Source organism: Streptomyces sp. NPDC014734 (assembly GCF_043083325.1).
Lineage (GTDB): Bacteria > Actinomycetota > Actinomycetes > Streptomycetales > Streptomycetaceae > Streptomyces.
Genome location: NZ_JBIBYN010000016.1, coordinates 128,171 through 140,388 on the forward strand (window position 1 = coordinate 128,171; position 12,218 = coordinate 140,388).

General features: G+C 70.2%; 12 protein-coding genes. 5 read left to right on the forward strand and 7 right to left on the reverse strand.

Annotation, left to right across the window (positions count from 1 at the left end):
* Positions 1-71: 71 nt before the first annotated feature.
* Positions 72-230: a hypothetical protein gene (locus tag ACF1CT_RS24190; protein WP_391786007.1), complete on the reverse strand. Its 159-nt coding sequence runs from the start codon at positions 228-230 to the stop codon at positions 72-74.
* Between the two features lie 42 nt (positions 231-272).
* The gene (locus tag ACF1CT_RS24195; protein WP_391786073.1) at positions 273-773 is read right to left on the reverse strand and encodes an ATP-binding protein; all 501 of its coding nucleotides are present in this window, start codon (positions 771-773) and stop codon (positions 273-275) included.
* A gap of 325 nt (positions 774-1,098) precedes the next feature.
* Between ACF1CT_RS24195 and ACF1CT_RS24200 the strand changes: the two genes are divergently transcribed.
* The 4 genes from ACF1CT_RS24200 to ACF1CT_RS24215 all read left to right on the forward strand — a co-directional run bounded on the left by ACF1CT_RS24200 (position 1,099) and on the right by ACF1CT_RS24215 (position 4,984).
* The gene (locus ACF1CT_RS24200; RefSeq protein ID WP_391786074.1) at positions 1,099-1,980 is read left to right on the forward strand and encodes a helix-turn-helix domain-containing protein; all 882 of its coding nucleotides are present in this window, start codon (positions 1,099-1,101) and stop codon (positions 1,978-1,980) included.
* Between the two features lie 53 nt (positions 1,981-2,033).
* Entirely contained in the window at positions 2,034-3,491 is a 1,458-nt protein-coding gene (locus tag ACF1CT_RS24205; RefSeq protein ID WP_391786008.1) for an aldehyde dehydrogenase family protein, read from the forward strand.
* A gap of 275 nt (positions 3,492-3,766) precedes the next feature.
* The gene (locus ACF1CT_RS24210) at positions 3,767-4,318 is read left to right on the forward strand and encodes a DinB family protein (protein WP_391786009.1); all 552 of its coding nucleotides are present in this window, start codon (positions 3,767-3,769) and stop codon (positions 4,316-4,318) included.
* Positions 4,319-4,342: 24 nt separating this feature from the next.
* Complete coding sequence (locus ACF1CT_RS24215; protein WP_391786075.1) at positions 4,343-4,984, forward strand: PadR family transcriptional regulator; 642 nt, start codon at positions 4,343-4,345, stop codon at positions 4,982-4,984.
* A 43-nt stretch (positions 4,985-5,027) separates the two neighbouring features.
* Here ACF1CT_RS24215 and ACF1CT_RS24220 read toward each other — a convergent pair whose 3' ends face one another.
* From ACF1CT_RS24220 to ACF1CT_RS24230, 3 genes are all read right to left on the reverse strand, one after another.
* Complete coding sequence (locus ACF1CT_RS24220) at positions 5,028-6,452, reverse strand: glutamate decarboxylase (RefSeq protein WP_391786010.1); 1,425 nt, start codon at positions 6,450-6,452, stop codon at positions 5,028-5,030.
* Positions 6,453-6,740: 288 nt separating this feature from the next.
* On the reverse strand, positions 6,741-8,045 hold the full coding sequence (locus ACF1CT_RS24225) for an ion channel protein (protein ID WP_391786011.1): 1,305 nt from the start codon (positions 8,043-8,045) through the stop codon (positions 6,741-6,743).
* 101 nt (positions 8,046-8,146) lie between these two features.
* Positions 8,147-8,512 carry a YbjQ family protein gene (locus ACF1CT_RS24230; RefSeq protein ID WP_391786012.1) on the reverse strand — a complete coding sequence of 122 codons (366 nt, stop codon included), beginning with the start codon at positions 8,510-8,512 and terminating at the stop codon, positions 8,147-8,149.
* A gap of 165 nt (positions 8,513-8,677) precedes the next feature.
* Between ACF1CT_RS24230 and ACF1CT_RS24235 the strand changes: the two genes are divergently transcribed.
* Entirely contained in the window at positions 8,678-9,394 is a 717-nt protein-coding gene (locus ACF1CT_RS24235) for a DedA family protein (RefSeq protein WP_391786013.1), read from the forward strand.
* A 100-nt stretch (positions 9,395-9,494) separates the two neighbouring features.
* Here ACF1CT_RS24235 and ACF1CT_RS24240 read toward each other — a convergent pair whose 3' ends face one another.
* Together ACF1CT_RS24240 and ACF1CT_RS24245 are read right to left on the reverse strand one after the other, a co-directional pair.
* Positions 9,495-11,228 (reverse strand): threonine/serine exporter ThrE family protein, encoded by a 1,734-nt coding sequence (locus tag ACF1CT_RS24240; protein WP_391786014.1) that lies wholly within the window; start codon positions 11,226-11,228, stop codon positions 9,495-9,497.
* A gap of 451 nt (positions 11,229-11,679) precedes the next feature.
* A complete protein-coding gene (locus ACF1CT_RS24245) occupies positions 11,680-12,174 on the reverse strand; it encodes an inorganic diphosphatase (RefSeq protein WP_391786076.1) in 495 nt (164 codons plus the stop codon).
* Positions 12,175-12,218: the final 44 nt, after the last annotated feature.

Sequence of the window (12,218 nt, forward strand, 5' to 3'; positions counted from 1 at the left end):
CCCGACCCGCCCGCCGTCGCGGGGGGTTCGGCCGGTCGGGATCCCGTGCCCCGGAGGGGTGGCGTCCGCCCTCACGGGCGACGACCTCCGCCGGTACCGTCCGCCGGTGATGCGGCACGGCGCGCGGTGCGGGCACGCGGGCCGTACGTGTCGCGTTCCTCGTACATGTCGTACATGTCGTACGTGTCGATCGCGTCGTGCGGGCCGTGCGTGTCGATCGCGTCGTGCACGCCGGGCGGGCCGGGGCCGGGGCCGCGGGCCGGTCGCGCCGCTCACATGCCGTCGTGCAGCCGGAACAGTGCCCAGACCACCTTGCCGCGCGGTGTCGCCCCGGTGGTCGTGCCCTCCGGCCCCAGGACGGGGGAGGGGTGCCAGCCCCACGAGTCGCTGAAGGACTCCACGAGGAAGAGACCGCGGCCCGATTCCGCGGACTCCCCCGCCTCCGAGGCGACCGGGCTCTCCTGGCTGGGATCGCGCACGGCGCACACCAGGCGTGAGCTCCAGCGCATCAAGTGCAGTCGCACCGGCGGTTCCTGGGGGTCCGGAGCGGTGTCCCCGGGCAGGGCGTGGCGCAGTGCGTTGGTGACGAGTTCGGAGACGACAAGGGCGACGTCGTCGAAGCGGTCGTCCAGCCCCCAGCCGGTCAGTGTCGACCTGGTGAACCGCCGCGCGCCGCGCACGGCTTCGTAGCGGGCGGGCAAGGTGCAGGTCGCCGAGCCGGAGACGGCTGAGGGATCGATGGGTGGAAGCCCCTGCCGTAACGGCGCGAGCATCGTCGATCCATTCGTCCCCATGCGAGGCACTCCCGGGATTCGCGGCTGTATCGGTACTGCGGGGTACAGCGGCACAACACGAACGAGCACGCAGGTGCGCGATGGCCATGGTTCCGAATGCGCAGGGCAGATGCAAGGGCAGATGCACGTGCACGCGCCCGTCCTGTCCGAGCCCGTGCCGTTTCTTGGCCATTTCTTCCTGCGGGTATTTTCACAGCTTTGCCGAGCCCTTCCCGTCTGCGTAATCGAATGAGTACGGGCTGAAGCGTTTTGATGGCAGAATCCGGCACTTGGGGTTCGGGGGGACCTCGTGTCCAGGGAAGCGATGGGGAGGATCGGTCCAGTGGCGGCAGGCGAGTCGAGTGGATCTGTGGTGCGGCGCATCCTGCTGGGCTCGCAGCTCAGGCGGTTGCGCGACTCGCGCGGGATCACCCGCGAGGCGGCCGGCTACTCCATCCGGGCTTCCGAATCGAAGATCAGCCGCATGGAGTTGGGACGGGTGAGCTTCAAGGCCAGGGACGTAGAGGACCTGCTCACGCTCTACGGAGTCACGGACGAGGCGGAGCGCGACGCCCTGCTCGGTCTGGCGCGCGAGGCCAACGTGGCCGGATGGTGGCACAGTTACGGAGACGTACTGCCCGGATGGTTCCAGACCTATATCGGTCTCGAAGGGGCGGCATCGCTCATCCGGGTGTACGAAGTCCAGTTCATCCACGGTCTGTTGCAGACCGAGTCCTATGCGCACGCGGTCGTCACCCGTGGCATGGGCGACGCCCCCGCCGTCGAGATCGACCGGCGCGTCGCACTCCGGCTGGAGCGGCAGAAGGCCCTCGTGTCGGAACGTGCCCCGCGTTTCCACGCCGTGCTGGACGAGGCGGCACTGCGCCGCCCGTACGGCGATCGCGAAGTGATGCGTGGTCAATTGCGGCATCTGATCGAGATGTCGGAACACCCCAACGTCACCCTTCAGGTGATGCCGTTCAGTTTTGGCGGACACGCGGGAGAAGGGGGCTCTTTCACGATGCTCCGTTTCCCGGAATCCGATCTGTCGGACATCGTCTATTTGGAGCAATTGACAAGTGCGCTCTATCTGGACAAGCGTGAAGAAGTCGCTCAGTACGAAAGGGCGATGAACCGGTTGCACGAGGACAGTCCGGGTCCCGAGGAGAGTCGCGATCTCCTCCGCGGTCTCCTTCAACTCACCTGAATCATCAGTACGATGACGATTCGACAGGAGTCTGCACCTGAGTAAGGGATCGCATGTCCTTCTTCTACGAGCTGGCCGACCAGTACATCGACGGTGAGTGGCGGACCGGAAGCGGCTCGTGGGACATCATCGACTTCAACCCCTACAACGGTGAGAAACTCGCCGCGATCACCATCGCGACCGTCCGAGAGGTCGACCTGGCCTACCGCGCCGCCGAGCGCGCCCAGCGGTCCTGGGCCACCACGGGCCCCTACGAGCGCCGCGGCGTACTGGAACGCGCGCTGCGCATCGTGGAGGAGCGGCACGAGGCCGTCGTCGAGGCGATCATCGACGAACTGGGCGGTACCCGCGCCAAGGCGGAGTACGAGGTCCGCGTCGCCAAGGAGTTCCTGCGCGACGCGATGCACCAGGCGCTGCGCCCCCGGGGCCGCCTCCTGCCCTCCCCGGTGGACGGCAAGGAGAACCGCCTACACCGGAGCCCGGTCGGCGTCATCGGTGTCATCAGCCCGTTCAACTTCCCCTTCCTGGTGGCGATGAAGTCCGTCGCCCCGGCGCTCGCGCTGGGCAACGCCGTCGTCATCAAGCCCAACCAGCACGCGCCGGTCGTCGGCGGCGGGCTCGTCGCGAAGATCTTCGAGGACGCCGGGCTGCCCGCCGGACTGCTCAACGTCGTGATCACCGATGTCGCCGAGATCGGCAACGCGTTCATCGAGCACCCGGTGCCCAAGGTGATCTCCTTCGCGGGCACCGACCGGGTCGGCCGGCACGTCGCGGCGACGGCGGCCGGACTCTTCAAGCGGACGATCCTCGAACTCAGCGGCAACAGCGCCCTGGTGGTGCTGGACGACGCGGACGTCGACTACGCCGTCGACGCCGCCGTCTTCAGCCGCTTCGTGTACCAGGGGCAGGTCTGCATGGCCGCCAACCGCATCCTGGTGGACCGCCGCGTCGAGCAGGAGTTCACCGAGAAGTTCACCGCCCGGGTGGCCGCGCTCAGGACCGGGGACCCGCGTGACCCGGACACCCAGATCGGTCCGGTCATCAGCGCCTTCCAGGCCGACGCGCTGACCGCCCTGGTCGACCGGGCCGTCGCCGAGGGGGCCACCGCCCTCGTCAGGGGCCGGACCCGGGGCAACCTCGTCGAGCCGACCGTGCTCACCGGGCTGCCCGAGGACTCCTCGCTTCCGGCCCAGGAGATATTCGGCCCGGTGGCGTTGCTGATGGGCTTCGACGGGGAGGAGGAGGCCGTACGGATCGCCAACGACACCCCGTACGGGCTGAGCGGCGCCGTCCACACCCGAGGGATCGAACGGGGGGTGCGGTTCGCGCGGCGTGTGGTCAGCGGCATGTTCCACGTCAACGACTCGACCGTCCAGGACGACCCGCTGGTGGCCTTCGGCGGTGAGAAGTCCTCGGGGCTGGGCCGGCTCAACGGCGAGGCCACGGTGGACGCCTTCACCACCCAGACCTGGATGTCCGTCCAGCACGGCCGGAGCGTGTTCCCCTTCTGACCCGTCCGCCCGTCCGCCCGCACATCTACCCCCGTCCGCCCTCGTCCGCCCTCGTCCGCCCTCGTCCGCCCTCGTCCGCCCTCGTCCGCCCTCGTCCGCCCTCGTCCGCCCCCGTCCGCCCTCGTCCGGCCTGTCCGTCAGGCCTGTCCGTCAGGCCTGTCCGTCCGGCCCCTTCGGAGTGCTGACTTCGGACGCCTTGCGGACAGGAACTGACCGCAACAGTGGGTAACTTGAGCGGTGTCAGGAAGCAATCGGCACCTTTCAAGGCGGACACCATGGTCACTCACGTTCCCGCGGAAGCACACGGCGACGAGCGCGGCGCGCTCCTCTCCTTCGTCGAGGCGCAGCGCGGCGCGCTCCGGCGCTCCGTGCTCGGCCTGACCGAGGAACAGGCGGCGAGCCGCCCCAGCGCCAGCGGGCTCTCCCTCTCCGGGCTGCTCAAGCACGTCGCCGAGTGCGAGCTCAACTGGCTGCGGATGGCTCAGCAGCGGACGAACGAAGCCGTTCGCAACGAGGAGACCTGGGCGGACGGCTTCCGTCTCGTCGGCGACGAGACGGTTCCGCGGACGCTGGAGTTCTGGGACGGCGTCACCGCCGAGGTCGAGGAGTTCATCCGCTCGGTACCGAGCCTCGACGACACCTTCCCGCTGCCGGACATGCCCTGGTTCCCGAAGGACGGCAGGGTCTCGATGCGGTGGCTGCTGATCCACCTCGTCGAGGAGTTCGCCCGGCACGCCGGGCACGCCGATGTCATCCGGGAGTCCCTGGACGGCCGGACCGCGTTCGAGCTGGTCGCCGAGGCCGAGGGATACGCTGAACGGACGTGACGGGGACGAGGGGCGGTGCGTGACATGTCGGCGATCCGGCTGCTGGTGCTGTGCGCCGTGCGGCAGCACGGCCGGGCGCACGGCTACCAGGTCCGCAACGATCTGGAGTACTGGGGCGCGCACGAGTGGTCCAACGCCAAACCCGGATCGGTGTACCACGCGCTGAAACAGATGGCGAAGCAGGGACTGCTGGTCGCCCACGAGACCGCCCCGAGCACGGCGGGCGGCCCGCCCCGTACCGAGTACGAGATCACCGGGCGCGGCAACGAGGAGTACCTCGCGCTGCTGCGCGCGGCGCTCACCTCGTACGACCAGAAGCCGGACGTGCTGGCGGCGGGGCTCGGCGGCATCGTCGACCTGGAGCGGTCCGAGGCGGTCGCGCTGCTGAAGGAGCGGGTGGCGGGTCTCGCGGCCTGGCGTTCCTCCGTCACCGAGTACTACACGCCGGAGGCGGGACCCGAGTCGATCGGCCACATCGGCGAGATCATGAACATGTGGGTCCATTCGTCGGACGCCGACGCCGAGTGGACCCGTGGCCTGATCGCCCGCATCGAGGGCGGCGCCTACACCTTCGCGGGGGAGGGCGAACCGTTCGTCGGCGTGCTGGCCGAGGGACAGGAGAACCCGTACGCGACCGGGGTCCGAGACCCCGGCGACGACAGGTGAGCACGCCGGGCACAGCTCTGCGGGACGGGCCGCCGGCGGGCTCTCAGTGGTGGAAGGACGTCGCCGCCCGCTTGTCGTGGCTCAGCGGGTGGGGCTGGCGGCGCAGGTCGGGCAGGACCAGCCGCAGATCCTCCATGAGCAGTTCGGCGAGGTCCGCCGTGAAGCCGTTGCGGCACACCACCCGCAGGACGGACAGGTCCTGACGGTTGGCGGGGAAGGTGTACGCGGGCACCAGCCAGCCCCGCTCGCGCAGCCGCCGGGACACGTCGAAGACGTCGTACGCCTCCACGTCCGGCGCGGTCGTCAGCGCGAAGACGGGCAGTTGATCGCCCCGGGTCAGGAGCCGGAAGTCCGCGATCCCCTCGATCTGTTTCGCCAGCGCGACCGCGATGTCCCGGGACGACTGCTGGACGGCCCGGTAGCCGTCCTTGCCCAGCCGCAGGAACGTGTAGTACTGCGCCACCACCTGGGCGCCGGGCCGGGAGAAGTTGAGCGCGAAGGTCGGCATGTCGCCGCCCAGGTAGTTGACCCGGAAGACGAGTTCCTCGGGCAGTTCGGCGGGTGAGCGCCACAGCGCCCAGCCGACGCCCGGGTAGACCAGGCCGTACTTGTGCCCGGAGGTGTTGATCGAGGAGACCCGGGGCAGCCGGAAGTCCCACACCAGGTCCTCGTCGAGGAACGGCGCGATCATCGCGCCGGACGCCCCGTCGACATGAACGGGGATGTCGAGGCCGGTGCGCTCCTGGAGGGCGTCCAGTGCGGCGCAGAGCTCCGCGACCGGCTCGTAGGAACCGTCGAAGGTGGAGCCGAGGATGCCGACGACGCCGATGGTGTTCTCGTCACAGAGGTCGGCGGCGGCCTGCGGGTCGAGGTGGAAGCGGTCGCCCTCCATCGGGACCGTGCGCGGCTCGACCTCCCAGAAGTTGCAGAACTTCTCCCAGCAGACCTGCACATTGATGCCCATGACCAGGTTCGGCCGGGCGGTCGCCGGGTAGCGGTCGGCGTTCCGGGCCGACCAGCGGCGCTTCAGCGCGATGCCCGCGAGCATGCAGGCCTCGCTGGAACCGGTCGTCGAACAGCCCACGGCGGCCGACGGGTCGGGCGCGTTCCACAGGTCGGCGAGCATCGCCACGCAACGTCGTTCCAGCTCGGCGGTGCGCGGGTACTCGTCCTTGTCGATCATGTTCTTGTCGCGGCACTCGCCCAGCAGCACCCCGGCCTGGGGCTCCATCCAGGTGGTGACGAAGGTGGCGAGGTTGAGCCGCGCGTTGCCGTCCAGCATCAGCTCGTCGTGGACCAGCCCGTACGCGATCGACGGCGGCATCGGCCCGTCGGGAAGCCGGTGCCGGGGCGGCGCCGACTCCATACCGCCGATCGGGTCGGCCTCCCCGAAGAAAGGGTTGAGGGAGAGCCGGCGGCGTTCGTGGGACGGTTCCGAACTGCGGGGCGAACCCGTGTGGAGAGGCATCGGCGGACAGTCCTTCTCGGCTCTCGACGGTCTCGTGGAGGAAGAGCGGGGCCCGGTGGAATCCGGTGGAGCCCGGTGGGGCCCGGTGGAAGCGTTCCGGGGGCATCCGGGTCCCTGGGCGGTGGTGACACATGGTGATGAAACGGGGCGTACACGTATGGAGGCGACGATACGGAAGGCGGCTGCTTCCGGCGCGTCGGGCGGGGCCCCGGGGTGACGTCGTACGGCCGTACGGGCGGTCGGCGACCGAAACGGGGCGGCCGGGCGGGCGGCCGGGCGGTCAGGGGGTCATTTCAGCGGTGTGCCGTCCGCCCGCAGCAGCATCTGCTGCCGCCCGGTCACCAGCAGCCAGGCCGGCAGCGAGGCGACGCACAGCATCGGCAGCACGCTCGCGTCACCGACCAGCACGGCCGCCGTGAACAGGCTCAGCCAGCCCTGCCTGGTGATGGCCAGCAACATGCCGAGGACCGCGCAGGTCACCGCGAGCGCCACCGGCACCTGGGTGACCAGCGCGTGGGCGCACAGCCCCAGCGCGACACCCACGAAGACGGCGGGGAAGATCCGCCCGCCCCGGAAACCACAGCTCGCCGCGATCAGCAGGGCGGCCGTCTTCACCACGGCCATCATCGCGAACTGCCCCGCCGACCAGCCGCCCGGATCGGCGGCGAGCTCCTTCACCTCGTCGAGCCCCTTGAACAGGGTGAGACGGCCGCCCAGCGCGCCCAGGACCCCGAGCAGCAGCCCGCCCAGGGTCAGGGCCGCGACGGGGTGCCTCAGCGCCCGGAAGAACCGGTGCGCCCAGGGGAACGCGCAGACCGCCAGCAGGCCGAGCACCGCTCCCGCCGCCGCGATCACGGTCGAGGAGAGCAGATCGGCCCAGTGCGGCCCGGGGTAGGGCGGCAGCGCGAGGTCGAAGGAGGGGTGGGCCAGCAGGGTCATGGTGAGCGCGCCCGCCGCGCCCGCCGCGAGCGGGCCGAAGAGCCGGTCCCAGAGCAGGCCCGGTCCGGGGCGGGAGGCGAGGGCCTCGGAGAGGATCAGGGCGGCGGCGACCGGGGTGCCGAACAGCGCGCCGACGGTTCCGGCCGCGGCGAGCGAGACCCACAGCTCCGCCGGGGTGCCCGGGGCGACCCGGCGGCCCAGCCAGAAGGCCAGCGCGATGTTGGCGGCCGTGATCGGATTCTCCGGGCCGAGGCTGATGCCGCCCGCCAGGGTGAGGACCGTGACGAGGAGCAGCCCCGGCACCACGCCCGCCGCGAGCGGCGGATCGACCAGCCCGGTGGTCGCCGGATCTGGACCGGCGCGGCCGGGCACCGTCCGGATGAGCAGCCCCGTCACCAGTCCGGACGCGGTGAGCACCACGACCGTCCAGAGCACGGACCACCGGTCCGCCGAGAGCGCGTCGGGAAGCGTCTCCCAGAGCACGTCCTGCAGCCTCTCCGCCAGCAGGCTGATCCCGAGCAGAACGAGTGCGGAGGCGGTTCCGACGACCAGGGCGGGCACGATGAGGGGCAGCAGACGACGCGCGGGGGAGGGGCCCGGCGTGGGCCCGGCGGCACCGGCTGGACCGACGACGCCGGATGAATCGGTGACCATCGGCTCACCATAACGACGCAAAAGCCTCATATCTCGGCGTGGGCGGGGGTGGAGGGGGTGCCGGGCCGGTTCCCGCACCCACCCGGCACCCCCGCCGTCGCTCAGATCTTGCTGATCACGGCCGCCGTGCCGTACGCGCACACCTCGGTGCCCACGTCGGCGGCCTCGGTCACGTCGAAGCGCATCATCAGCACCGCGTTGGCGCCCCGGGCCCGTGCCTGTTCGACGAGACGCTCCATCGCCTGGTTCCGGGTCTGGACGAGCGTCTTGGTCAGGCCCTTCAGCTCGCCGCCGATCATGGACTTCAGGCCGGCCCCGATCTGGCTGCCGAGGTGGCGGGACCGCACGGTCAGGCCGAACACCTCCCCGATCACACGGGTCACCTGGTAGCCCGGTACGTCGTTCGTGGTGACGACAAGGACGTCGGACTGGTCCGTCTGCCCGCCGCCGTAATCCTCGATGCTCATGGTGTGGCACCTCCTGGGGATATTTTGTCCAGGTTGGCCCGGTCCGCGCTTTCGCGTGGGCCACTGGAACCCGAAGATGTCATTCTGCGTTGATAGCTTTGGGCGGCCACGCAGCTTGCAGGCGGCCAGGCAACCGCCTTCGACCGATCCCAGGAGCCCGGACCCTTGAATACGCTTGCGCTCGGACCGAGCTGGCTGGACCCGGACTATCTCATCGGACAGTTCGGACTGCCCGGTGTACTGCTCATCGTCTTCGCCGAGTCCGGTCTGCTGATCGGTTTCTTCCTGCCCGGTGACTCGCTGCTGTTCACCACGGGGCTGCTGGTGACGGCGGGCAAGCTGCACATGCCGCTCTGGGTGGTCTGCACCCTGGTGGCACTGGCGGCGATCATCGGTGACCAGGTGGGGTATCTCTTCGGCCGCAAGGTCGGCCCGTCGCTCTTCAAACGCCCGGACTCCCGCCTCTTCAAGCAGGAGAACGTCGAGAAGGCGCACGACTTCTTCGAGAAGTACGGCCCGAAGTCGCTGATCCTTGCCCGCTTCGTCCCGGTGGTGCGTACGTTCACGCCGATCATCGCCGGTGTGAGCCGGATGAACTACCGCTCGTTTATCACCTTCAACATCATCGGCGGTGTCCTCTGGGGCGTGGGCGTCACGCTGCTCGGGGCCGCGCTCGGGAAGATCGAGTTCGTCCACAAGAACATCGAGGCCATACTCATCCTGATCGTGCTGATCTCGGTGGTGCCGATCGCGATCGAGTTCCTTCGGGCCCGCTCCAAGGCGAAGAAGGCGGCGGCGACGGCGGACCGGGTCGCGGGTGACGCACTGCCCGCGGCCGACGGCCCGGCCACGTCCCAGCGCGGCCGCCACGCCAAGCGCTGACCCGGACCCACCCGCATCGACACGGGCCCCGGTCCGGAACCGACACGGTTCCGGACCGGGGCCCGTGTCGTGCCGCCGCCGGACCGGCGCGGCACCCGCCTCAGAATCCGCGCGTCCGCTTGGCCGCGCGGCGGTTCGCGCCGCCGACCGTCCCCGGTACCCGCATGAACAACCGGGAGATCTCGCTCCCGAGGTTCACCCCGATCGCGATGGCCAGCGCCGTCGCCACGGCGGTCGACAACGAGACCAGCCCGGCGTTCACCTTCCCCTGCGCCACGGCCAGCAGTCCGAAGTAGGTGGCCGAGCCCGGCAGCAGCGGCCCGATCGCCGCCGTGATGTACGGCAGCGACGAGGTGTACCGGTAACGCGAGAACAACTGTCCGAACAGGCCCACCAGACCGGCCGCCGTCGCCGTCGCCAGCACCGGCGAGATCTTGCCGGTGCGGGCCATCGCCCCGAAGATCACCCAGGCCACGGCGCCGTTGAGGGTCACCACCAGGATGGTGGACCGGTCCTGCTGGAGCAGGATCGCGAAGGCGAGACAGAGCGCCATGGACGCCAGGATCTGCACCACGGGCCGGTCGGGGGCGAAGAACCTGGTTCCGGGGTTCAGCTGGGCGCCCAGCTGAAGGCCCAGATACAGCACCAGCAGCACACCGACGACGATGCCGATGAACAGGTACATCACTTCGAGCAGGCGCGCGGCGGCCGTGATGTAGAAACCGGTGAGCCCGTCCTGCACGCCCGCGACCAGGGCCCGCCCCGGCAGCAACGCGAACAGCCCACCGGTGATGACCGCCGATGGCCGTACGTCCGACCAGTGGGTCAGGGTCAGCGCCACCCCCATCGCGGCGGGAGGCATCGCCGCCACCACGAACTGGTAGAACTCCGGCAGCCCGCGCCCGGCGAACAGCCAGGCGAGCCGGTCGCCGAGCATCGCGCCGATCGCGGCCACCACGAACACCAGCGCACCACCACCGACCAGCACCGACGCCGCGCCCGCCAGGCCGCCACCGGCCAGCGTCAGCACCCAGCCGGAGTACGGGTGCCGGTTGCGCCGTATCTCCGCCAGGCGCCGGTAGGCGTCCTCCAACGAGACCTCGACGTCCCCGGTGGTGATGTCGTCGATCAGCCGGAAGACGGCGGCAAGCCGGGTGTAGTCGGTGCCCCGGCGGCGCACGGTGCGGCTCGCCGTCACCGGGTCGTCCACCAGCGACGGCTGGTACGAGATCGACAGCAGGGTGAAGGTGACCGTGGGCTCGCTGCGGTCCAGTCCGTAGCTGCGGGTCACCGCGAACATCGCGGCCTCGACGTCCTCGGCCCCCTCGCCGCCGGCCAGCAGCAGCTCACCGATGCGCAGCGTCAGGTCCAGTACGCGCGGCACCGCCGGGCCCGACTCGTCGGGCTTCTGCACCGGCTCGGGCGCGGGGCGTTCGGCGACCGGCATCCGCAGCATCGTGCGCATCCGGTCCTGCCAGGGCGCCTCCTTGGTCAGCCGGATCATCGGGATGCCGTGCGCCGGGGTGAAGGCGGGCGGCGAATGCTGGGCGCGATACGTCTTCGGAGGGGCGAAGGCGGAACCGATCGTGTCCGAGCCGGAGAAGGAACCGGAGCCGGTACCGGAGGAAGAACCGGAACCGGAGCCCGGGGACGGGCCCGCGCCCGGCCCCTGGGGCTCGGACGCCAGACCGGCCGGAATGGCGAACTCCGATGTCGGTTGGTCGTCCTCGGACGCAGTCGTCCGCCGCCCCACCCCGGCAGGCGGGACAAAGGCGCTGCGCGCCTCGTCGGACTGGGGCTTCTGGTCCTCCGGACCGCCCGTTTCCGCCACCACTCGACCTCGCTCCCCATTGGCTGCGCGTCTTCGGTTGCGCTGCTGCCCAGTATGGCCACGAGCATGGGCGGATCACGCGGGACGGCCGGAATCACGCGGGGCGGGGATCGGCGGACCGGCCGTGCGAGGTGCGTGCGGGTGAGGTGTACGGCGGCCACCGCGTCCCCTCCAGAACGCGGAACGCACTCCGATGCGGAACGCGGCGAACGCACCCATGCGGAATGCGGGACACGCCCTTGTGCGGAACGTGCGCGGCGTGCCGGGCGTGTGGCGCGGCCGTGTGAACGGCCGTGCGCGGCCATGTCCCCCGTTCACGCGGGACGGGCGGCACCCCTCGTGAGGAGTGCCGCCCGTCCCGGCGCGGAACCTTTCGACGGACCCGTCCGGCCGAACCGTTCGACGGAACCGTACGGGGCGACCCGGCCGGAGGAACCCGGCCGTGCTCCGTGGGTCAGTGCGCGTTGCCCTGCGCCTCCAGGCGCTTGTAGGAGGCCTCGATCTCGGCCTCGGCCTCGGTGCGGCCCACCCAGTCGGCGCCCTCGACCGACTTGCCGGGCTCCAGGTCCTTGTAGACCTCGAAGAAGTGCTGGATCTCCAGGCGGTCGAACTCCGACACGTGGTGGATGTCGCGCAGGTGCTCCATCCTGGGGTCGGAGGCCGGAACGCAGAGCAGCTTGTCGTCGCCGCCCGCCTCGTCCGTCATACGGAACATTCCGATGGCACGGCACTTGATGAGGCAGCCGGGGAAGGTCGGCTCGTCCAGGATGACCAGCGCGTCCAGCGGGTCACCGTCCTCGCCGAGGGTGTTCTCGACGAATCCGTAGTCCGCCGGGTAGCTCGTCGAGGTGAAGAGCCGACGGTCCAGGCGGATCCGACCGGTCTCGTGGTCCACCTCGTACTTGTTCCGCGAACCCTTCGGGATCTCGATGGTGACGTCGAACTCCACGGGTGGCTCCTCCATGATCAAGACATGCGACTGGTGGTTAAGTG